General features: G+C 73.7%; 25 protein-coding genes and 1 riboswitch. Of the genes, 9 read left to right on the top strand and 16 right to left on the bottom strand.

Annotated elements, in window-relative coordinates; all coding sequences use genetic code 11:
• Positions 1 to 122: 122 nt before the first annotated feature.
• Positions 123 to 992, bottom strand: coding sequence for a DUF4097 family beta strand repeat-containing protein (locus tag ACN27C_RS15755; protein ID WP_422751479.1), 870 nt, complete (start codon positions 990 to 992; stop codon positions 123 to 125).
• 102 nt (positions 993 to 1,094) lie between these two features.
• Between ACN27C_RS15755 and recO the strand changes: the two genes are divergently transcribed.
• From recO to ACN27C_RS15775, 4 genes are all read left to right on the top strand, one after another.
• Positions 1,095 to 1,967, top strand: a complete 873-nt coding sequence (gene recO, locus ACN27C_RS15760) for a DNA repair protein RecO (RefSeq protein ID WP_018787340.1) — start codon at positions 1,095 to 1,097, stop codon at positions 1,965 to 1,967.
• 32 nt (positions 1,968 to 1,999) lie between these two features.
• On the top strand, positions 2,000 to 2,776 hold the full coding sequence (locus ACN27C_RS15765) for an isoprenyl transferase (protein WP_030274649.1): 777 nt from the start codon (positions 2,000 to 2,002) through the stop codon (positions 2,774 to 2,776).
• Positions 2,777 to 2,844: 68 nt separating this feature from the next.
• Positions 2,845 to 3,030, top strand: coding sequence for a hypothetical protein (locus ACN27C_RS15770; protein WP_073831832.1), 186 nt, complete (start codon positions 2,845 to 2,847; stop codon positions 3,028 to 3,030).
• Positions 3,031 to 3,170: 140 nt separating this feature from the next.
• The gene (locus ACN27C_RS15775) at positions 3,171 to 3,395 is read left to right on the top strand and encodes a thioredoxin reductase (protein ID WP_091421712.1); all 225 of its coding nucleotides are present in this window, start codon (positions 3,171 to 3,173) and stop codon (positions 3,393 to 3,395) included.
• A 9-nt stretch (positions 3,396 to 3,404) separates the two neighbouring features.
• Here the strand turns inward: ACN27C_RS15775 and gndA are convergent, their stop codons facing one another.
• On the bottom strand, positions 3,405 to 4,847 hold the full coding sequence (gene gndA / locus ACN27C_RS15780; RefSeq protein ID WP_422751480.1) for an NADP-dependent phosphogluconate dehydrogenase: 1,443 nt from the start codon (positions 4,845 to 4,847) through the stop codon (positions 3,405 to 3,407).
• 344 nt (positions 4,848 to 5,191) lie between these two features.
• Between gndA and ACN27C_RS15785 the strand changes: the two genes are divergently transcribed.
• Entirely contained in the window at positions 5,192 to 5,554 is a 363-nt protein-coding gene (locus ACN27C_RS15785; RefSeq protein WP_422751481.1) for a hypothetical protein, read from the top strand.
• A gap of 196 nt (positions 5,555 to 5,750) precedes the next feature.
• Here ACN27C_RS15785 and ACN27C_RS15790 read toward each other — a convergent pair whose 3' ends face one another.
• The 8 genes from ACN27C_RS15790 to ACN27C_RS15825 all read right to left on the bottom strand — a co-directional run bounded on the left by ACN27C_RS15790 (position 5,751) and on the right by ACN27C_RS15825 (position 12,755).
• The gene (locus ACN27C_RS15790; RefSeq protein ID WP_120568514.1) at positions 5,751 to 5,960 is read right to left on the bottom strand and encodes a hypothetical protein; all 210 of its coding nucleotides are present in this window, start codon (positions 5,958 to 5,960) and stop codon (positions 5,751 to 5,753) included.
• Positions 5,961 to 6,021: 61 nt separating this feature from the next.
• Positions 6,022 to 6,567: a S26 family signal peptidase gene (locus tag ACN27C_RS15795; protein ID WP_422751482.1), complete on the bottom strand. Its 546-nt coding sequence runs from the start codon at positions 6,565 to 6,567 to the stop codon at positions 6,022 to 6,024.
• Entirely contained in the window at positions 6,564 to 8,375 is a 1,812-nt protein-coding gene (locus ACN27C_RS15800) for an ABC transporter ATP-binding protein (protein WP_422751483.1), read from the bottom strand. The genes ACN27C_RS15795 and ACN27C_RS15800 overlap by 4 nt, the downstream gene beginning before the upstream one ends.
• A 101-nt stretch (positions 8,376 to 8,476) precedes the next feature.
• Positions 8,477 to 9,025, bottom strand: a complete 549-nt coding sequence (locus ACN27C_RS15805) for a TlpA disulfide reductase family protein (protein WP_422751484.1) — start codon at positions 9,023 to 9,025, stop codon at positions 8,477 to 8,479.
• 34 nt (positions 9,026 to 9,059) lie between these two features.
• Positions 9,060 to 9,671 carry a MauE/DoxX family redox-associated membrane protein gene (locus ACN27C_RS15810; RefSeq protein WP_422751485.1) on the bottom strand — a complete coding sequence of 204 codons (612 nt, stop codon included), beginning with the start codon at positions 9,669 to 9,671 and terminating at the stop codon, positions 9,060 to 9,062.
• A gap of 78 nt (positions 9,672 to 9,749) precedes the next feature.
• Positions 9,750 to 10,550 carry an energy-coupling factor transporter transmembrane component T family protein gene (locus ACN27C_RS15815; protein WP_422751486.1) on the bottom strand — a complete coding sequence of 267 codons (801 nt, stop codon included), beginning with the start codon at positions 10,548 to 10,550 and terminating at the stop codon, positions 9,750 to 9,752.
• Positions 10,547 to 12,052 (bottom strand): ABC transporter ATP-binding protein, encoded by a 1,506-nt coding sequence (locus ACN27C_RS15820; RefSeq protein WP_422751487.1) that lies wholly within the window; start codon positions 12,050 to 12,052, stop codon positions 10,547 to 10,549. The genes ACN27C_RS15815 and ACN27C_RS15820 overlap by 4 nt, the downstream gene beginning before the upstream one ends.
• 112 nt (positions 12,053 to 12,164) lie before the next feature.
• Positions 12,165 to 12,755, bottom strand: coding sequence for an ECF transporter S component (locus tag ACN27C_RS15825; RefSeq protein ID WP_422751488.1), 591 nt, complete (start codon positions 12,753 to 12,755; stop codon positions 12,165 to 12,167).
• A gap of 75 nt (positions 12,756 to 12,830) precedes the next feature.
• Positions 12,831 to 12,937, bottom strand: a riboswitch (TPP riboswitch).
• A gap of 76 nt (positions 12,938 to 13,013) precedes the next feature.
• Here ACN27C_RS15825 and ACN27C_RS15830 point away from each other — a divergent pair.
• From ACN27C_RS15830 to ACN27C_RS15845, 4 genes are all read left to right on the top strand, one after another.
• On the top strand, positions 13,014 to 13,850 hold the full coding sequence (locus ACN27C_RS15830) for an alpha/beta fold hydrolase (RefSeq protein WP_422751489.1): 837 nt from the start codon (positions 13,014 to 13,016) through the stop codon (positions 13,848 to 13,850).
• Positions 13,847 to 14,596, top strand: a complete 750-nt coding sequence (locus ACN27C_RS15835; RefSeq protein WP_422751490.1) for a sugar isomerase domain-containing protein — start codon at positions 13,847 to 13,849, stop codon at positions 14,594 to 14,596. Before ACN27C_RS15830 ends, ACN27C_RS15835 begins: the two co-directional genes overlap by 4 nt.
• 91 nt (positions 14,597 to 14,687) lie before the next feature.
• Entirely contained in the window at positions 14,688 to 15,188 is a 501-nt protein-coding gene (locus tag ACN27C_RS15840) for a DUF6328 family protein (protein WP_091421688.1), read from the top strand.
• Positions 15,189 to 15,295: 107 nt separating this feature from the next.
• On the top strand, positions 15,296 to 17,269 hold the full coding sequence (locus ACN27C_RS15845) for an acyl-CoA dehydrogenase family protein (protein WP_357825464.1): 1,974 nt from the start codon (positions 15,296 to 15,298) through the stop codon (positions 17,267 to 17,269).
• 46 nt (positions 17,270 to 17,315) lie between these two features.
• Here the strand turns inward: ACN27C_RS15845 and ACN27C_RS15850 are convergent, their stop codons facing one another.
• From ACN27C_RS15850 to ACN27C_RS15875, 6 genes are read right to left on the bottom strand one after another with little or no spacing between them, the layout of a single operon-like run.
• On the bottom strand, positions 17,316 to 17,483 hold the full coding sequence (locus ACN27C_RS15850) for a hypothetical protein (protein ID WP_162959003.1): 168 nt from the start codon (positions 17,481 to 17,483) through the stop codon (positions 17,316 to 17,318).
• Positions 17,484 to 17,492: 9 nt separating this feature from the next.
• The gene (locus ACN27C_RS15855) at positions 17,493 to 18,098 is read right to left on the bottom strand and encodes a hypothetical protein (protein ID WP_120568524.1); all 606 of its coding nucleotides are present in this window, start codon (positions 18,096 to 18,098) and stop codon (positions 17,493 to 17,495) included.
• A 52-nt stretch (positions 18,099 to 18,150) separates the two neighbouring features.
• Positions 18,151 to 18,453, bottom strand: coding sequence for an ArsR/SmtB family transcription factor (locus ACN27C_RS15860; protein WP_013287947.1), 303 nt, complete (start codon positions 18,451 to 18,453; stop codon positions 18,151 to 18,153).
• Between the two features lie 43 nt (positions 18,454 to 18,496).
• Entirely contained in the window at positions 18,497 to 19,372 is an 876-nt protein-coding gene (locus ACN27C_RS15865) for a metal ABC transporter permease (RefSeq protein WP_387033593.1), read from the bottom strand.
• A gap of 1 nt (position 19,373) precedes the next feature.
• Entirely contained in the window at positions 19,374 to 20,138 is a 765-nt protein-coding gene (locus ACN27C_RS15870; RefSeq protein WP_252454474.1) for a metal ABC transporter ATP-binding protein, read from the bottom strand.
• Entirely contained in the window at positions 20,135 to 21,082 is a 948-nt protein-coding gene (locus ACN27C_RS15875; protein WP_121685353.1) for a metal ABC transporter substrate-binding protein, read from the bottom strand. The genes ACN27C_RS15870 and ACN27C_RS15875 overlap by 4 nt, the downstream gene beginning before the upstream one ends.
• Positions 21,083 to 21,108: the final 26 nt, after the last annotated feature.

Raw genomic sequence — 21,108 nt, forward strand, 5'->3', positions numbered from 1 at the left:
CCACCCCCGTTGATCATGAGGTTGACGGCAGTTCGTGCCCGGATTCGTCGCCGCCAACCTCATGATCGCCGAGGTGAGGGCGGGGTGCGTGGATGCCCGTCACCCGGCCGGACGCCGGCGGCTCAGCGGGTGCTGACCGTGACGTTGCCGCTGGTGGCGGACGCTTCGAGCTGGACCGAGGCGGTCGGGTCGTCGGTGACGCGTACGTCGGTGTCGCCGGACGTCGCGGTGGCGCGCACCCGGTAGCGGCCCGCCGGTACGGCCAGGTCGACGTCTCCGCTCGTGGCGTGCACCCGGGCCGGTGCGGGCTGGTCCAGCTCGACGACGATGTTGCCGGAGGTGGTCTCCGCGTCGATCGCGGAGGCGAGCCGGCGGGCCTCGATGTCGCCGGAGCGGGCCCGCAGGCGCACCGGGCCGGCCGCCTGGACGACCCGGATGTTGCCCGACGTGGTGGACGCGCGGACCTCGCCGGTGGCGCCCCGGACGGTCAGGTCGCCGGAGCTGAGCGTGAACTCCACCGCGCCGACGTCGCTGAGGTCGACGTTGCCCGAGCCGGTGCCGCCGCGCACCACCACGCCAGGCGGCGCGGTCACCTCCCAGGAGATGCTGCACCGGTGCCCGCAGTCGGTGGGCAGGACCAGTTCGTCGCCCTTGATCTCGTACCGGCTGTTCGGCTCGTCGCCCTGGTAGCGGACCACGCGCTTGACGCGTACCTGGTCCGTGGGGCCGTTGGCCCGGACCACGACGTCGCCGGCGCCGTCGTCGTCCACGGTGATCTTGGTGATCTTCGTCCGCTCGGTCTGGTCGAAGTCGAGGCGGCGGAACGAGAGGGTGTCACACCCGGCGAGCACGATGAGGGCGGTGGCCGCGGTGGCGGCCACCACGCCGCGTGCCTGGAATCCCGTGCGTGCCTGGAAACCCGTGCGGGGCCGGAAGACGTTGCGCGGCCGGAGACCCGTGCGCGGCCGGGGAGCGGTGCGGAGCGAAGCCATGGCCAGCACATTAGGTCCGGCCGAGCACCCGGCACATCGGGGATCGCCCGACCGTGCACCCCGAGCCGACCCTGAGATCGCACCCGGAGGGAGAATGGCCTGATGGCCGGGTACCGCCGACAGCTTTACCGCGACGACGCGGTGGTGCTGCGTGTGCAGAAGCTGGGCGAGTCCGACCGCATCATCACGCTGTTCACCCGCCGGCACGGCCGGTTGCGCGCGGTGGCCCGAGGCGTGCGGCGCACCACGAGCCGGTTCGGCGCGCGGCTGGAGCCGTTCGGGCACGTCGACCTCCAGCTCGCCGGTGACCCCAAGGGCAACCAGGGCAGCTCGCTGCACACCGTCAGCCAGGTCGAGGCGATCGAGCTGTACGGCAAGCGGTTCCTCGGCGACTACCCCCGCTACACGGCGGCCAGCGCGATCGCCGAGACCGCCGAGCGGCTCACCCCGGTCGAGCGCGAGCCGTCGCTGCGGCTGTTCCAGCTCACCCTCGGCGCGATGAAGTCGCTGGCCCGCGGCGAGCACGCCACCACGCTGGTGCTCGACGCGTACCTGCTGCGCGGCATGGCCTTCGCCGGCTGGGCGCCGGCGCTCGCGGCCTGCGCGGTCTGCGGCGAGCCGGGCCGGCACCGCGCGTTCTCCGTACCGGCCGGCGGCGCGGTCTGCCCGGACTGCCGGCCGCCCGGCGCCGCCCACCCCGCGCCGGCCACGCTGGAGCTGATGTCCGCGCTGACCTCCGGCGACTGGGGGTACGCCGACGCGGCCGAGACCGGCGTACGCCGGGAGTGCAGCGGGCTGGTCGCGGCGCACCTCCAGTGGCATCTGGAGCGCGCGCTACGCTCGCTGCCGCTGGTCGACCGGGGTGCCCCGGCGTCCGGCGCGGTCCCGCCGCCCGGCGGCGCGGGACCGGATGTGGTCCCGCCGCGCTCCGGCGCCGGGCCCGTCGCCGGTGTGAACAGGGAGATGACCGAGTGATCCGATCGACGAGGGCGACCCGCCGCGAGCCGGTGCCGCCGACCCCGCACCCCTCCGGCGCCCGACCGCCGGCGCTGCCGCCCGCCGCGGTGCCCCGGCACGTCGCCATCGTGATGGACGGCAACGGCCGCTGGGCCAAGGAGCGCGGCCTGCCCCGCACCAAGGGCCACGAGCAGGGCGAGCACAGCCTGTTCGACGCCGTCGAGGGCGCGATCGAGATGGGCATCCCCTACCTGTCGGCGTACGCGTTCTCCACCGAGAACTGGCGGCGCTCGCCGGACGAGGTCCGCTTCCTGATGGGCTTCAACCGCGACGTCATCCGCCGCCGCCGCGACCAGCTCGTCGACCTGGGCGTACGCGTGGTCTGGTCGGGCCGCGCGGGCCGGCTGTGGAAGAGCGTCATCTCCGAGCTGCAGACCGCCGAGGAGATGTCGCGCGGCAACTCGACGCTGACGCTGCAGTTCTGCGTCAACTACGGCGGCCAGGCGGAGATCGCCGACGCCGCCGCCGGGATCGCCCGCGACGTGGCGGCCGGCAGGCTGGACCCGGCCAAGGTGAACGAGAAGACGGTGGCGCGGTACCTCTACCACCCCGAGGTGCCCGAGGTCGACCTGTTCCTGCGCCCCTCCGGCGAGCAGCGCATCTCCAACTTCCTGCTCTGGCAGACCGCGTACGCCGAGCTGGTCTACCTGGACACGCTCTGGCCCGACTTCGACCGCCGCCACCTCTGGTACGCCTGCGAGCTGTACGCCCAGCGCGACCGCCGCTTCGGCGGGGCCCTGCCCAACCCGGTGGCACCGGGAGCCTGAGGTCACGCTTACCGACGCGCCGCGCTGGGTACGGATACCGGTAGACGACAAACGCGGAGGTGAACCACATGATTCAGAAGCGGATCGCGCAGTGGGCGGTCATGGCGGTCGCCGTGCCGCTGGCGGCGGCCGGCGCGCGCCGGCTCAGCCACACCCTGGAGGCCCGTCGCGGCCCGTCCGGGGTGAGCCGTCTGCTGACCAAGGGTGCCGACCTGGTCCGGCCGCAGAAGGCCAAGCGTCGCCGGTTCTTCTGACCGCGATGTTCGGCCCTGGTGGCCGCGGCCGGTATCCGGCCCGAGCGTGACGCCCCGCATCCGGCTTTCCCGCCGGGCGCGGGGCGTTCCGCTCTACGATCGGCGCAGGGCGCGCCTCGCGCCCACCACGGGGGTGGAGGATGCGCGATCTCCGGTACGAGATGACTGCTGCCCTGGCCGCCGCCGACCTGGTGGAGCCGGCCCGCCGGGACGCTGTGGCCGCACTGTGCGCCGACGTGGCGCAGCGGTGGTGCGCCGAGCTGGGGCACACCCCGGCGGTCCGCTCCGGTGAGATCGGCGAGCTGGCGGCAGGCGAGCCGGCCGCCGGATGGGCGCCCGAGCCGGACGGTCAGCGGGCCTGGTGAGCGCGGGGTTCACGCCTCCACTTCGGAACGGTCGCCCGCCCAGAGCGTGTGGAACGAGCCGTCCCGGTCCACCCGGTCGTACGTGTGCGCGCCGAAGTTGTCCCGCAACCCCTGGATCAGCGCGGCCGGCAGCCGCTGCGCCCGCAGCGCGTCGAAGTAGGCCAGCGACGACCCGAAGGCCGGTGCCGGCACGCCCGCCCGGGCCGCGTCGGCCACCACCCGTCGCCAGGCCGGTACGCCGTCGCTGATCCGCTCGGCGAACCAGGGCGCGACGAGCAGCGTCGACAGGTCCGGCTCCGCGTCGTACGCCTCCCGGATCCGGTCCAGGAAACCGGCCCGGATGATGCAGCCGCCCCGCCAGATGGTGGCCGTACCGCCCAGGTCGATGTCCCAGTCGTACTCCCGGCTGCCGGCCCGGATGTGGTCGAAACCCTGCGCGTACGCGACGATCTTGCTGGCCAGCAGCGCGCGGCGCACGTCCTCGACGAACGTCTCCCGGTCGTCCACCTGCCACTTCTCGCCCGCGTCGCCGAACACGCGGCGGGCGGCCTCCCGCTGGCCGGCGTGGCCGGACAGCGACCGGGCGAACGTGGCCTCGGCGATGCCGGTGATCGGGATGCCGAGGTCGAGCGCGCTCTGCACGGTCCAGCGGCCGGTGCCCTTCTGCTCGGCCTGGTCGAGCACCACGTCCACGAACGCCTGGCCGGTCGCCGCGTCGGTGTGGCCGAGCACGTCGGCGGTGATCTCGATGAGGAACGACCCCAGCTCGCCGCCGTTCCACTCCCGGAAGATCTGCGCGATCTCCGCCGGGCTCGCCGACAGACCGGCCCGCAACAGGTCGTACGCCTCGGCGATGAGCTGCATGTCGGCGTACTCGATGCCGTTGTGCACCATCTTCACGAAGTGGCCCGCGCCGTCCGGCCCGATGTGCCGGCAGCAGGGCTCACCCTCCACCTGCGCGGCGATCTTCTCGAAGATCGGCCCCAGCTTGCGGTACGACTCGGCCGACCCGCCCGGCATGATGCTCGGCCCGAGCAGCGCGCCCTCCTCGCCGCCGGACACGCCGGTGCCGACGAAGTGCAGCCCGTGCTCGCGCAGCGCCTCCTCCCGGCGGCGGGTGTCGGCGAAGTGCGCGTTGCCGCAGTCGACGACGATGTCCCCCTCCTCCAGCAGCGGGACCAGCTCGTCGATCACCGCGTCGGTGGGCGCGCCGGCCTTCACCATCACGATGACCGCGCGGGGCCGCTCCAGCGAGCCGACGAAGTCCGCGAGCGACTCCGACGGCACGAACGTGCCCTCGTCGCCGTGCTCGGCCACGAGGCTGCGGGTGCGTTCCGGCGACCGGTTGTGCACCGCCACGGCGAAGCCGTTGCGGGCCAGGTTCCGGGCCAGGTTGCGGCCCATCACCGCCAGACCGGTGACCCCGATCTGCGCCGTCGCCTGCTCTGCCATGCGTACCGCCACCTCTCGTCCGTGCTGCCGTTCTGCGACCGTATCGCGGTCGTCGGGGGAGCGGGCGGGGACGTCGACAGGGCGTGACCGGCGGGTGGCCGTGCGTCTCGCGCGTTAATTCGGATGCGGGGCACCCGGCGGCGGGTTAGCGTTACGGCATGCGTAAGTGACGCCCCACCTCCGAGCCCGGTCCACCGCCGTCAGTGCCGTGGACCCGTCCTGCTCCGGGCGTCCGCATCCCTTCCCCGCCACCGTCGGTCGCGGTGTCTGTCGTGATCGGAACGCACCGGAGCCCTCGCTCGGCGCGTCCCGGTCGGCGCGCCCGCACGACAGGAGGCCCGCGAATGCCCGCGAAGCGCAATCCGAAGAAGTCCCGCAAGCAGTCCTCGCCGCAGGTGACCGCGCCGACGCTCGACGCGCTCACCGTGGAGCCGCCCGCGATGGTGCTCCCGGCGGAGCCGGTGGCGCCCGCCGTGTCCCTGGACACGGCGCCGCCTGCCGCGACCGCGCCGGTGGTGTCGCCCGCCGTCGGCGCGGGGGTGCACACCGTGGCCGCGGGGCCGGTGTCGCTCCCGGAGACGCCGGTCCTGCCCGGCGCATCCGCGACGCCGCCCAGATCGGGCCCGCCGGCCGGGCGGCAGGCCCGGCTCGGCGGCCGTAGCCAGCGCGCCGGCCAGACCCGGTTCTACGCCTTCCGCCGAAGCTGACCGACAGCCCCGTTCCCAGCCGGTCGCCCGCCACCAGATCCCCCCACCCGCCTGACGATCATGAGGTTGGCGGGGACGAAACGGGCGGCCGGTGCCGTCAACTTCATGATCAACGGGGTTGGCGGGCGAGAGGGCGGTAAGGAGTGAGCCCGCCCTGCCGGTGACGGCGGGGCGGGCTCACGGGGGTGAGGCAGGATCAGCAGGTGCCGATCCCGTTCCGGGCGGTGCAGTCGCAGCGCCGGATGCCGTTCACGCAGCGGCAGTACAGGTAGTAGGGCTTCCCGGACCTGCAGTCGCAGTAGGCACCCCAGCCCGGCGTGCAGGCGGTCGCCGCGGCGGCGGCCGTGGTCTTCGGGACGACCAGGCTGAGCACCCGGTCGCCCAGTGATTCGATCAGTCGGATCATCGGGCTCCTCCTTATCGATGTCCGTCCCGCCGGCAGGCGAGACTTCGATGATCATACATGTTTATGACGGTCGATGACCCGTTGAAGCGACCCTGCGTTTCACCACGCCGAGCACATCCGAGTGAGCGAAGTAGCCGACCTGCCGCGAATCGTGACTTGCCGCCCGGTTGTCGCCGATCAGCACCAGCAGTCCCGGCGGCACGGTCGCCGGCGCAACGCCCTCGCCCGGCACCCTTCCGGCGGCCCCGGCCGGCGGGACGACCGGCGACCCGCCCGGCCCGGGCAGGTCCGGTGGCACCGGATCGCCGGGCAGGGCCGCGATTCTCTTGATCAGCCAACCCTCGTCCAGGACCGGCCCGCCACCGCGGGACCGCCGCATCGGCACCCGCCGCTCGCCGGGCCATCCGGCGACCACGATCTGGCCGGTTCGCAGAGCCGAGGGCGGCACCCGCCGCACCAGCACCCGGTCCCCGGGGCGGTACGTGGGGAGCATGCTCTCACCCTGGACGGTGACCAGCACGTACCGCTCACGCAGCCACCACACCGCCGCGAACGGCGCCGCCACGGTTGCGACGAGCGCGGCGGCCACGGCGATCGGCCGGGTCACAGTGCCTCCTCCGGTACCGGATCGAGCTGGTAGCCGTCGGCCTGACGACGGAACAGCTCGGCGTACGCGCCACCGGCCGCCAGCAGCTCGGTGTGCGTCCCCTGCTCGGCCACCCGCCCTTCGGCGAGCACCACGATCCGGTCGGCGTCGCGGATCGAACCGAGCCGGTGCGAGACAAGGACACTGGTACGGCCGGCCCGGTGGGCACGCAACGCGGTGTGCACCTCGTACTCGGCGTCGGGGTCCAGGCCGGAGCTGGGCTCGTCGAGGATCATCAGGTCGTGTTCCTCCCGCAGGTAGGCGCGGGCCAGGGCGATCCGCTGCCACTGCCCGCCGGAGAGGCGCACCCCGGTCTGCAGATCACCCTGGTCCGACTCACCGAAGAAGATCCGGGTGAGCAGCGTGTCGTAGCTGTGCGGCAACGCCTCGATCACCGGATGCACCCCGGCCTTCCGGGCCGCCCGGACCAGCCGGTCCCGGTCGTCGGACACCGGAAGGTTGCCGACCCCGATGTTCTCCGCCGCGCTCAGGTCATAGGCCATGTAGTCCTGGAAGACCGCACCGATCCGGCGGCGGAGCTCTGCCACGTCGAGGTCGCGCAGGTCGACGCCGTCCCAGAGGATCGCCCCCCGGCTCGGGTCGTAGAAGCGGCAGAGCAGCTTGACGATCGTGCTCTTGCCCGCACCGTTGAGTCCGACCAGTCCCACCGCCTGACCCGCCGGCAGGTGCAGGTCGACGCCGCGCAGCACCCAGGGCAACTCGTCGCCGTAGCGGAACCAGACGTCCCGCAGCTCGATGCCCCGGCGCAGTGGCCGCGCCGGCGCCGGATCGACGGCGAGCGGCAGATCCACCGGACCGCCGGCGATCACCGCGAAGTGGTCGAAGAGCAGCAGTTGCTCGTGCCCGCCGGCGACGGCACGCACCAGCGCGTTGAGCCCGGTCTGCACGCCCGCGAGCGCGGCGATCACGATCGAGACGTCGCCGACGGTCAGCTCGCCCGCGTACGCCGCCCGGACCGCCCAGAGCAGCCCGGCCCCGCCGACCACCGCCGCGAGCATCCCCAGCCCGCCCTGGACGAGCAACTCCCGCCGGTCGACCCGGCGCAGCGCCTGGTTGGCCCGGCGTCGCTCCCGCAGCATCCGTCCGCGCAGGAAGTCCTCCAGCCCGAACAGCCGGATCTCCTTCGCCGCCTGCACGTCCTGGAGCAGATCCCGGTAGACGATCTCGGTACGTTCCCACGGGCCGACCTGCCACTGCACCCGGGCACGCCGTCGGGCGAGGGCCAACTCGGCCAGGAACACGGGTACGGCGGCCAGCAGGACCAGGCCGGTGAGGGCCGGACTGAGCAGGGCGAGCGATCCGACGAAGCCGCCGACCAGCAGCACCCCGCGCACCAGGCCGAAGGCCGCCTCCACCAGTTGGACCGGCATGGCCGCGGCGTCCTGGGCCAACCGCAGCCGGTCCAGGAAGACCGGGTCCTCCAGCCGCGCCAACCCGACCTGGCGTCCCACCGAACGGTAGAGCTCGTCGTCGGCGACGAGGGCGACGTTCCGTCCGATCTCGCCGGTCAGATACGCGCCGAGCTGCGGCAGCAGGGCGGTGCCGAGCCCGGCGACGGCCAGCCCAGCCCCGGCGCCGAGCACCGTGCCCCAGGGCGCGCCGCTGCCGACCGCGTCCAGGACGACCTTGAGCAGCCAGGCGGTGACGATCGGCAGTACCCCGCTCGCCAGCGTGACCAGGCCGTAGGCGGTCGTGGTCAGGAGCGCCCCGCGTCGGACCAGGCGGGCACCCAGGGCGGCAGCGGCCACCAGCGGCCACCGTCGGCGGTCGGTCTCGCGAGGCGCTCCGCCCGGCGGCTCCCCGGGCGGTCGGGCCGACGGGCCGGGGGTGCCGGCGTCGCCCGGCGGACTCATCCGGCCACGGGGGCCGAGAGGTCTTCGATCAGGGAGCCGCTGGCGGTGACGACGCCGGATTCGTCGATCAGGCCGATCGCCGGGAAGCCCTGCACCCCGAAGGCGGTGCAGAGCGGCCCTCCGTCGGACTCGACGACCACCCGTGCCACCGGGGTCAGCGCGGCGACGTACTCGCCGGCGGCGTCCCGGTCGCTCACCACGACCCCGACGACGTGGTCCCGGCCGCCGGGGTGCTCGGCGGCGTACCGGATGAACTGCGGCATGCGCTCCCGGCAGGGGGTGCAGTCCGGGGAGAAGAACGCGACGAGGGTGCGCCCGGTCAGCCCGTCCCGCGTGACGGTCACGCCGTCCTCGGTGACCGCCTGGAACGGCGCGACGGTACTCCCGGCCCCGAGCATGATCTGGTCGCTGTGGCCGTGCCCGGCCTCGACAGCGGTGAGCCGTACGGTGTGCTCGCGGAGCCGCCTGATCACCCCGAAGGTGAGGATCAGATTCAGCAGGCCGATGATGCCGACGACGATGACGGCAGCGGCGAGATACGCCATGGGGTTGCTCCTTCGTGCTTGTCGGGGTGCTCGACTACCTCGGGGTCACTGGTCCACCGGCACTTCTGTGGTCGCCGTCGGGCACGCCGCGCCGACCGGCGGGGATCCGGGGACCGGGCCGCGCGGGCTGGGCGACGAAGAGGTCGGTGATGTCGTCGAACCACACGAAGAGCAGCCCGCCCACCGCACCGGCCACAGCGGCCACGGCGACGCCCGCGAGGGGCACGTCGCCGGTGGCGCCCGCGGCTGCCACTCCCACCAGCGCGGCGGTGGTCAGCAGGCCGTTGCGGAGCAGGTGTCGCCGGCCGAGCGGTGCGCCTGTCGCGCCGAAGCAGCGGCAGGCCACCCGTTGCCGGCGGCCCAGCGTGACGGCGATCCCGATGCTGAAGGCGACCAGGAGCAGGGCCGCGAGCACGTGGCCGAGTCGACGGGTCGGCGGCACCAGCAGCAGGACCGGGACGGCGGCTTCGGCCAGGCCGACCACACCGGCGGCGGCGGGGACGAGCCGCGCCGGCACCACCCGCATGGCGGCGAGCGAGGCGACGAACTCCTGCCAGGACGCGCGGCTGCGGACCTTGCCGGCTGTCGCGGCCAGGAAGACCACGCCGATCAGGCAACGCAGCGCGACGTCCAGGTGATCAAGCACCGGGTCAGGCTAACAATATCGACCACTGTCACGAAAGGAGATCGTCGATGTCCTGATCGGCGGGGTGGGTGGGAGGGGTCAGCCGATCAGGGGGCGGAAGGTGCCGAGCAGCACGCTGAGCGTCAGCGCCGCGCCGGCGATCAGCGCCGCCCCGACGATCAACAGCGTGTCGGCGAGGACGAAGCGCTGACGGCGGGCGACCGAGCGCGGCGTACCCGCGTCGAAGCCCCGGGCGTCCATCGCCACGGCCAGCCGCGTACCCCGCCGGATCGCGCCCACGAGCAGCGTGAACGCGGTGGACGCGAACAGCCGCAGCTTCGCCACCGGGTTGTGGCCGGCGTCCACGCCGCGGGCCCGGCGGGCCATGCTGATCATCCGCCACTCCTGTTCCAGCAGCGGCACCATCCGGAACGCGGCGAGCGCCCCGATGGCGAACCGGGCGGGCGCCTTCGCGTTCTGGATCAGCGCGTCGGCCAGGTCGGTCGGGTCGGTGGTGGCGAACACGACGATGCCGGGCAGCGCCACCGCGAACATGCGCAGCACCAGCCCGAGCGCGGTCATCAACACGCCCTGGGTGACCAGGACCGGCCCGGCCTCGACCAGTACCGGACCGGAGCGGTCGGCCGCGAAGAGCACCAGCGTGACCAGGATGCCGACGGCACCGGCGAGCAGGGGCCACGCCCGGCGGGCCAGCACCCGGTAGCGGACACCGAACAGCGGCAGCACCGCGAGTTCGACGGCGATGGCGACGGCCGGGGCCACCGGGTCGAGCGTCGCCACCAGGATCAGGGTGAACACCAGCGCGGCGGCCAGCTTCGCCACCGGGTTGCGCCGGGCCAGCGGAGCGCCGGGTGCGGCGACCGGTTCGAGGCCGATCACGGCGCACGCCCGGCAGCCGGACCGTCGTCGCCCGAGCGCTCGGCACCGGCCGGGGGCCGCGCGCCGGGGACGTGCTCCGCGTCCGGCGGTGACCGGCGCAGGGTGAGCGTCCGGTCGGCCAGCGCGGCCACGAAGTCCTCGTCGTGGGTCACGGCGACCACGCCGTGCCCGGCGTCGCGCAGTTCGGCGAGCAGGTCGACCAGCTCCAGCCAGGTCCGCCGGTCCTGGCCGAACGTGGGCTCGTCGCAGATCAGCAGGCGGGGCGCGGTGGCCAGGGCCGTCGCCACGCTCAGCCGCCGCGCCTCCCCACCCGAGAGGGTGTACGGGTTGGCGCCGGCCAGCTTGTCCAGCCGCAGCCGGTGCAGCAACCCGTCCACGGTGGCGGTCACCGCCGTCTCGGGCTGACCGGTGCGGCGGGGGCCGAGCGCCAGCTCGTCGCGCACCGTGGCGGTGACGAACTGGTGCTCCGGATCCTGGAACACCGACCCGATCCGGCGTACCAGCGCGGGTGCCCGCCAGCGGTGCGGGGGAGTACGCGCGTCCCGCCCGGTCAGTTCGGCGGACGCGGTGACGGTGCCCGTTCCGGGGCGCAGCAGACCGCCCAGGAGCAGCGCGAGTGTGGACTTGCCGGCCCCGTTGGGTCCGAGGACGGCGAGCGCCTCGCCGGCGTGTACCCGAAGGTCGGTGGGGTCGAGCCGGGGTGGGAGGCCGAGCCGGTCGGCAGTGAGCAGCACGTCGCCGGGCGGCGTGGTGGCGTGCCGGTCCGGCACGGTGCGGCCCGGTACCCAGACCCCGGCGGCGGCCAGCGCGTCGCCGTGCGCGGCGAAGACCGTCTCGGGTGGCCCGTCGGCGCGTACCCCGCCGCCGGGTTCCAGCACCACGACGCGGTCGACCAGCGGCAGCGCCTCGGTGACCCGGTGCTCGACCAGGATCATCGTGGTGTCCGGGTCGAGCGCGTTCGTGACGGCGCGGCGGATCAGGGTGGCACCGGCCGGGTCGAGGTTGGCGGTGGGTTCGTCGAGCAGGAGCAACCCCGGCCGCAGTGCGAGCGTGCCGGCCAGCGCCAGCCGCTGCTGCTCGCCGCCGCTGAGCGCGGCGGTCGGGCGGTCCCGGTCGTACGGGAAGCCGACCCGGTGCAGCGCCTCGTCGACGCGGGGCCAGATCTCCCCGGCGGGTACGCCACGGTTCTCCAGCCCGAACGCCACGTCGTCGCCGGAGCGGGCCATCACGAGCTGGGTCTCCGGATCCTGGAAGACGATGCCGACGCGCTCGCGGGCCTTGCGCGGGTCCAGCCCGTCGATCTCGACGGTGCCCTCCTGCTCGCCGGAGTCCTCCGGCAGCAGCCCGGCGAGCGCGGCCAGCAGCGTGCTCTTGCCGGCCCCGGAGGGCCCGAGCAGCAGCACCCGCTCCCCGCTCTCCACCCGCAGATCCACTCCACGCAGAGCCCAGCGCCGGCGCCCCCCGTGCCGCCACCCGAACCCCCGCAGCACCACAGCGCTCACCGCCCACCCACCCCCTCTCCCGGCCCAGCCTGCGTGATCAAGGAGTTCGCGTCCGGAGAACCGTGCCCGGCGGACGCAAACTCCTTGATCACCGGGCGGGGGGGGTGAGGCCTCAGATCAAGGCTCGGTCGCGGCCGGCGGGGAAACGGTCCAGTACGCCGGTGTTCGCCAGCGCGCGGGTGAGGGCCACCGCGCCCAGGCCGGCCACCAGCAGGCAACTGAGCACACCGAAGGCGATGTAGGGCAGCCGGAAGGTCGTCCAGCTCGTGCCCGGGTACCAGTACAGGGCGTCGAACAGCGTGGCGAAGAGGCCGCCGCACGCGCCGGCGAGCGCCGCCGTGAGCGGCCGGTAGAGGCGGTACCTGGTGGCCGCGAAGACCGCCTCGACGCCCAGGCCCTGCACCGCGCCCTGGAGGATCGCCATCGCGCCGTACGGGGAGCCGAGCAGCACCGAGACGGTCGAGGCGACGGTCTCGGTGAGCAGCGCCGCACCCGGCTTGCGGACGATCAGCGTGCTCAGCACGGCCGGGATGAGCCAGACGCCGTACATCACCGACTGCAGCGGGGCGAAGAAGGCGAACGGCCCGTCGCTGCCCTTCCAGAGGATGTTCCAGAGCTGGAACACGACGCCGAAGGCTACGGCGATGACCGAGGCGACGACGATGTCGACGGTACGCCAGCGGTTGCTGTCGGTACGGTTCATGGTTGGCTCCCAGTTCGTCGAGGTGAACCAGGAGAAGACGCACGCCGCGCCCGGTGGTCACCGGACGGCGACGCGGCTGGAGGTCGACCGAACTCCCTGCGCTGGCATTACCCAGATCAGGTTCGAGGGTCTGCGGGCACCGGCCCGCACTCTCAGCGCTGTGCGCTCCCCTGTCGGATGTGAAGTTGTCTCGTCGCAGACGCTAGCACCGACGACGGCCCCCAGCCCAGCAGGGCGAGTGTCGGTATGGTGGCGATCATGCTGGTGGATGCGCGGGGACTGACGTTCGAGGTACGCGCCGGCGGCCCCGAGGGCGGTGATCCCGTCCTGCTGCTGCACGGCTTCCCGCAGCACTCCGGCGAGTGGGACGCGGTCACGCCCGCCCTGCACGCCGCCGGGCTGCGCACGTACGCGCTCGACCAGCGCGGCTACTCGCCCGGCGCGCGTCCGGCGGACGTCGGGGCGTACCGGATTCCGGAGCTGGTGGCCGACGCGGCGGCGGTGCTGGACGCGCTCGGGGTGACCCGCGCGCACGTGGTGGGCCACGACTGGGGCGCGATCGTGGCGTGGGGCCTGGCGGCGGCGCACCCGGAGCGGGTCCGGACGTTGACCGCGGTGTCGGTGCCGCACCCGGCCGCCATGGGCCACGCGCTCGCCACCGACCCCCGGCAAAAGGTCAAGTCCGCCTACATCGCGTTGTTCCGCAAGCCCGGTACGGCGGAGAAGGTGCTGCTGGCGTGGAACGGCGCCACGCTGCGCAAGCTGCTGAGCGGGGTGGGCGGCGCCGGCGAGGTGGCCCGGTACGCCGAGCCGATGCGCGAGCCGGGGGCGTTGACGGCGGCGCTGAACTGGTACCGCGCGATGACCGGGACGGACATGAAGGCGGTCGCCCCGGTCGGGGTGCCCACCACGTTCGTCTGGAGCGACAAGGACGTGGCGATCGGCCGGTCGGCCGCGCAGGCGTGCGCCGGGCACGTCACGGGTGACTACCGGTTCGTGGTGCTGCCCGGGGTCAGTCACTGGATCCCGGACGAGGCGCCCGGCCCGCTGGCCGAGGCGATCCTCGCCCGGTGCGCAGGAACGGAGGAAGCATGACGGTGAGCGCCGACGCGTACCTGGCGGTGGTGACCGAGACGATCGGCCGGGTCGCGGCCGAGCAGCGACAGAACGTGGCCGACGCGGCCGACCTGATCGCGGCGGCGCTGCAGGCCGACGGCGTGGTGCACGCGTTCGGCACCGGGCACTCCGAGGCGCTGGCCATGGAGATCGCCGGGCGGGCCGGCGGGCTGGTGCCCACCAACCGGATCGCGCTGCGTGACCTGGTGCTGGTCGGCGGCGACCCGGCCGACGTGCTCGGTCCGAAGCTGGAACGCGACCCGGCGGTGGCGCACCGCCTCTACGAGCTGGCGCCGATCCGGCCGCAGGACGTGTTCGTGCTGGCCTCGAACTCGGGCGTGAACGGGGCGATGGTCGAGTTCGCGTCCGTCGTGAAGGAACGCGGGCACGGCCTGGTGGCGATCACCTCGGCGCAGCACTCGGCCCGGATGACGTCGCGGCACCCGTCCGGCCGCAAGCTCGCCGACTTCGCCGACGTGGTGCTGGACAACGGCGCCCCGTACGGCGACGCCACGCTGCCGCTGCCCGGCGGCGGCGCGGTCGGCGCGGTCTCCTCGATCACGGCGGCGCTGCTCGCCCAGCAGATCGTCGCCGAGGTGGTGGCCCGGCTGGTCGCGGTGGGGCAGCGCCCGCCGGTCTACCTGTCCGCGAACATCACCGGCGGCGACGAGCACAACGCCGAGCTGGAGGCACGGTACGCGGGCCGCATCCGCCGGGGATCCTGAACCGGTTTCGTGATCAGCCGTACGGGGCACAGGCGGTCCTGCCGGTGGGCGTTCACCCGCCGGCCGTGCCGTCTCCCGGGGAGGTCCGCGAGTGTCCAAGGAATCCGAGAAGCAGCGCTGGCAGCGCAACTTCGCCGATCTGTTGCAGGAGCTGCGGGTCGCGCAGACCGGCGTGCAGATCCTCTTCGCCTTCCTGCTGACGCTGCCGTTCAGCAACGGGTTCGGCCGGACCACGGAGTTCCAGCGCGACGTCTACATCCTGGCGCTGCTGACCGCCGCCGCGTCCGCCGCGATGATCATCTCTCCGGTCGCGTTCCACCGGGCGTTGTTCCGGCAGGGCCGCAAGCCCGAACTGGTCCGGTTCGCCCACCGGATGGCCACCGGCGGCCTGTTCTTCATGCTGATCGCGATGGTCAGCTCGGTCCTGCTGGTCACCGACTTCGTGCTGGACCGGCCGATCGCGTTCCTGCTCAGCGCGCTCACCGGCCTGTGGTTCCTGATCTTCTGGGCGATCCTGCCGTTCAGCCGGCGCAACTGGGGTGAGGACGACATCGACGACGAGGACGACAACCCTCAGTCGCTCACCGACTGACGGTTCGCCAAATCGGGCGTGCACGCGGCGCTACCCCTGGGTAACACCCGGGGGTAGCGTCGTTTTCGTCGCACGCGTCGACGCAGCCGGACCGCGAGGAGGCAGCCGTGACCACGACACAGAACAGCCGGCCCGAGTCACCCGACGGCGCGGGACCCCTGCCCACCGAGGCGGGCCAGGTCTCCGAGAAGGAGGCCCGCCAGGTCGCCGAGGCGGCCCGCGAGTCGGCCTGGGACCGGCCCAGCTTCGGCAAGGAGTTGTTCCTCGGCCGGTTCCGGCTCGACCTGATCGACCCGTGGCCCCGCCCCGACCCGGCCGAGGTGGCCCGCGCGGACGAGTTCCTCGGCGCGCTGCGCGCGTACCTGGCGTCCGACGTGGACGGCGAGGCGATCGAGCGGGACGCGCGCATCCCCGACGAGGTGTTCCACGGCCTGGCCGGGCTCGGCACGTTCGGCATGAAGATCGACCGGAAGTACGGCGGGCTCGGGCTGAGCAACCTGCACTACTGCCGGGCGTTGATGCTCGTCGGCTCGGTGAACCCGGCGGTCAGCGCGCTGCTCTCCGCGCACCAGTCGATCGGCGTGCCGCAGCCGCTGAAGATGTTCGGCACGCCCGAGCAGAAGGAACGGTTCCTGCCCCGGCTAGCCGCCGGTGAGGTCTCCGCGTTCCTGCTCACCGAGCCGGACGTCGGCTCCGACCCGGCCCGGCTCGCCACCACCGCCGAGCCGACGGCGGACGGCACCGGCTACCGGCTCAACGGGGTGAAGCTCTGGGCCACCAACGGCACGCTCGCCACGCTGCTGGTGGTGATGGCCCGGGTGCCGGCCGGTGAAGGGCGGCGCGGCGGCATCACCGCGTTCGTGGTGGAGGGCGACAGCGACGGCATCACCGTGGAGCGGCGCAACTCCTTCGTCGGGCTGCGCGGCCTGGAGAACAGCCTCACCCGGTTCCACGACGTGTTCGTGCCGAAGGAGAACGTGATCGGCGGCGAGGGCAAGGGCCTGAAGATCGCGCTGACCACGTTGAACACCGGCCGGCTCTCGCTGCCGGCCATGTGCGTCGGCGCCGGCAAGTGGGCGCTGAACGTGGCCCGGGAATGGGCGGCGGACCGGGTCCAGTGGGGCCGCCCGGTGGGCGAGCACGAGGCGGTGGCGAAGAAGCTGTCCTTCATCGCCGCCACCACGTACGGAATGGAGTCGATGCTCGACCTGTCCTGCATGCTCGCCGACGACGACCGCAACGACATCCGGATCGAGGCGGCACTGGTCAAGCTCTACGCCAGCGAGATGGCCTGGCGGATCGCCGACGAGCTGATCCAGATCCGCGGTGGCCGCGGCTACGAGACGGCCGACTCGCTGGCCGCCCGGGGGGAACGGCCGGCCGCCGTCGAGCAGCTCCTGCGCGACCTGCGGATCAACCGGATCTTCGAGGGCTCCACCGAGATCATGCACCTGCTGATCGCCCGCGAGGCGGTCGACGCGCACCTGTCCGTGGCGGGCGACATCATCGACCCCGACGCCGGGCTGGGCCGCAAGGCCAGGGCGGGCGCGCGGGCCGGCGCCTTCTACGCGAAATGGCTGCCCACGCTCGCCGTCGGCAAGGGGCAGACGCCCGGGGCGTACCAGGAGTTCGGACCGCTGGCCGGGCACCTGCGCCACGTCGAGCGGACCTCCCGCAAGCTGGCCCGGTCGACGTTCTACGCGATGTCCCGGTGGCAGGGGAAGATGGAACGCAAGCAGGCGTTCCTCGGCCGGGTGGTGGACATCGGCGCGGAGCTGTTCGCGATGAGCGCGGTCTGCGTCCGGGCCTACGCCGAGCGGGACGCGCACCCGGAGAACGTCGAGCTGGCCGACCTGTTCTGCCGGCAGGCGCGGCTGCGTGTCGACGAGCTGTTCACCGGCCTGTGGTCGAACACCGACTCGGTCGACGTGGCCGCCGCCAAGCGGATCGTCGCCGGCCGGTACGCCTCGGTGGAGGACGGCGTCGTCACCCCGCCCGCCGACCTGCCGTGGGTGGCCCGCTGGGAACCGGGGCCGTCCACCGAGCAGGACGTCCGTCGTCGCATCCCGCCCGCCGGCTGACCGGAGCGCCCCGGCGGCCGTCCCGCCCGGACGGCCGCCGCGGCGGTCAGCGCGCGATCGCCCAGGCCAGGATGCCGGCCAGGATCAGGCCGTTGAGCCCGGCCAGCACCAGGTACGCCGACGGCGGGATCTTGCGGCCCTTGCGGACGAAACTCACCAGCACGCCCGCGTACGCCAGCAGCAGCACGGCGACGACGATCAGGAAGTACAGCACCGGCACACCTTACCGGCCGCCGCGCAGCCCCAGTTCGCGCAGCTCCAGCGCGGCGAGCGCGTCGACTGTCGCGTCGTCGCCGCGCCGCCACGCCTCGGCGACGTCGGGCGCGATCCGGGTCAGCTTCGACAGCGGCTGACCGGCCAGCGCGCGCAGCGCCAGCAGGTCCCGCCCGGCCGGTGCGCCGGCCAGGGCCTTCGCCGCGCCCGCCCGGCGCATCCAGCGCAGGCGCAGCGGCAGCCAGCCGAACAGCACCAGGCCGAGCGGGAACACCAGCACCGCGACGGTCAGCGCGAGCGCGAGCTGCCCGACCAGCTCCTGCTGGTCGCGGCCCGCCTCGGCGACCGAGCGGGCGGCCTCGGCGGCGCGGGTGAACGGCGCGGTCAGCTCGTCGCCGACGATCGGCACCCGGCCGACCTTGCCGCCGGCGTCGGCCAGGTTGTCGGCGAGTCCACCACCGGCCCCCTCCAGCTTCTGCCCGGGTACGGCGAGCTTCTCGACCAGGTCGTGCAGCCACAGCGCGAAGCGGATCGCGGCGTACACCCAGACGACCACGAGCAGGTCGGTGAGGAACTGGCGGACGGCGGTGGGAAAACGGTCGGCGTAGATCTTCACGCCGGACAGCGTCCCACGGCGCGGGCACGTCGGCACCTGGCCGATTTCCCGCTCAGTGCGACCCTTCGCCGGCGTGACTGACGGCGTCCGCCACGATGTGCGCGACGTGGTCGTCGACCAGGGCGTACGCGATCTCCCGGCCGCGCCGCGACCCGCGCACCACGCCGGCGCCCCGCAGCACCCGCAGGTGCTGGGAGACCAGCGGCTGCGGCGCGCCGAGCTTCTCGACCAGCTCGTGCACGCAGCGTTCGCCCTCGGCCAGCTCGCTCACGATCGCGAGCCGGATCGGGGCCGAGAGCGCGCGCAGCAGGTCACCCGCACCCTCGAAGGCGTCGTACCCGTTCGTGCCGGTCACCCTGTAACGGTAACCAATCCCAGCTGCGGCGGCGGGTAGGGCCTCACCGCAGCAGCACCTCGTGCTCGGCCGGCTCGGACGGCGGCGCGACCCGGTCGGCCCGTACCCGCCGCCGCAGCGCCCGCACACCGGCTGCCGCCAGCGCGACCAGCAGGAACGAGCCGATCGCCACGAGCACCACCGACGCGCCGGGTGCGGTGTCGGCGGTGGCCGCCACCCACACCCCGGCGCCGGCGGCGAACAGGCCCAGCGCCATGGCCGCCGCCATGGTCGACCGGAAGCCCCTCGTCACCTGCTGCGCGGTGGCAACCGGCACCACCATCAGCGCGCTGATCAGCAGCACCCCGACCGCCCGCATGGCGATGGTCACGGTGACCGCGGTGCCGACCGCGATGAGCAGGTTCAGCGCCCGTACCGGCAGGCCGGACACCCTGGCGTACTCCTCGTCGTGGCACACCGCGAACAGCGCCGGGCGCAGCACCAGCATGGTCACCAGCAGCACCACGCCGAGCACCCCGATGGTGATCAGGTCGGTCCGGGAGGTGGTGGTCAGCGACCCGAACAGGTACGCGTTGAGCGACCCGCTGCTGGCGTCGGAGAGCCCGACCAGCATCACGCCACCGGCGATGCCGCCGTAGAACAGCAACGCCAGCGCCAGGTCACCGGAGGTGCGCCCGTACGCGCGGACCAGCTCGATCACCACCGCGCCGAGCGTCGCGGCGATCACCGCCACCAGCACGGGGGAGCGGTTGAGCAGCAGTCCCGCGCCGACGCCGGTGAGCGCCACGTGCCCGAGCCCGTCGCCGATCAGCGCCAGCCGGCGCTGCACCAGGTAGATGCCGAGCGCCGGGGCGGCCAGCCCGATGATCAGCGCGCCGACCAGGGCGCGGAGCATGAAGTCGTACTGGAAGAGATCCATCTCAGATGCCTGTCCAGAGCCGGGCGGGCTCCTCGTCGCAGTGCGGGTGCACGTGCTCGTGGTCCGGGTCGGCGTGGTGGCCGGCCGGTTCGGGCACCGCGCCGTCGTGGGCGATCCCGCCCTGGTGCACCACCACGGCCCGGCTGATCAGCGGGCGCAGCGGGCCCAGCTCGTGCGCGACGAGCAGCACGGTGCCCCCGCCGTCGCGGAACGTGCGCAGCGCCCCGGCGAACGCCTCCTGGCTCGCAGCGTCCACCCCGGCGGTCGGCTCGTCGAGCACCAGCAGCTCCGGCCCGCCGGCGAGCGCGCGGGCGATCAGGGTGCGCTGCTGCTGGCCGCCGGAGAGCGTGGACACCGGGTCACCGGCCCGGTCGGCGAGCCCGACCGCGTCCAGCGCCGCCGCCACCGCCTCCCGGTCCGCCCGCCCCGCGGGCCGCAGCACGCCCCGGCGGGCCAGCCGCCCGGACGCCACCACCTCGCGCACGGTGGCGGGCACTCCGCTGCCCGCGCCGAGCCGCTGCGGCACGTACCCGATGCGGTGCCACTGCCGGAAGCGGCGCTGCGGCGTGCCGAACAGGGCGACCGACCCGGCGCCGACCGGCACCAGGCCGAGCGCGGCGCGCACGAGCGTCGACTTGCCGGAGCCGTTGGCGCCGAGCACGGCGACCACCTCTGAGGCGGTCACTGTCAACGAGACGTCACGCAGCACCGGGCGGCCGTCGTAGCCGACCGTGGCGTGCGCGATCTCGATCACGGGTGGGGTCATGAACAGTCCAGAGCGGTTCGCAGGGTCTGCAGGTTGGTGCGCATCGCGGAGAGGTAGTCGCCGTCGGCGGGCGGGCCCTCCAGCGGGTCCAGGACCGCCGTCTTCGCCCCGACCTCACGCGCGATCGTCTCGGCGACCTTCGGGCTGACCAGCGTCTCGAAGAAGATCGTGCCGGCCTGGTGCTCCCGGGCCTCCTCGGCGACCTCGGCGAGGCGCTTCGGGGACGGCTCGGACTCCGGGGTGAGCCCGCTGATGCCGATCTGCTCCAGCCGGTAGCGCTCGGTCAGGTAGCCGAACGCGGTGTGGCTGGTCACGATCTCCCGGCGCTGGCAGGTGCGCAGGCCGTCGGCGTACTCGGTGTCGAGCTTCGTCAGCTCGGAGCGCAGCGCGCCGGCGCGGGCGGTGTAGTCGGCGGCGTGGTCCGGGTCGGCCTTGCCGAGCCGCTCGGCGAGCTTGTCGCCGATGGTGGCCAGCCGGGTCGGGTCGAGCCAGACGTGCGGGTCCTTGCCGCCGCCCTCCTCGGCGTGCCCGGCCTCGCCCTCGTGGTCGTGGTCGTGGCCACCGGCGGCGGCGTCCAGCAGCGGCGTCACGCCCGCCACGTCGAACGCGCGGTCACCGCCGTTCTGCTCCACCGCCTCGTCCACCGCCGGCTGGAAGCCGCTGAGGTAGACGACCACGTCGGCGTCGACGACCTGGCCGACCTGCCGCGGGTTGAGTTCCAGGTCGTGCGGCTCGGCGCCCGGCTTGGTGAGGTTGCTGACCGCGACCGTGTCGCCGCCGATCCGCTCGGCCAGGAACTGGAGCGGGTAGAACGCGGCCACCACGTCGACCCTGCCTGGCTCGCTCGCGCCGCCTGTGCCGTCCGCGCAGGCGGTCAGGCCGGCGGTGGCGAGCAGGGCGGTGGCTGCGGCGGTCAGGATGCGGCGCGGTGCACGAACGGTCATGGGCTCAACTGTCCGCGACAACGAAA

Origin of the sequence: Micromonospora sp. WMMD1219 (assembly GCF_049315215.1) — a bacterium.
Classification (GTDB): domain Bacteria; phylum Actinomycetota; class Actinomycetes; order Mycobacteriales; family Micromonosporaceae; genus Micromonospora; species Micromonospora tulbaghiae.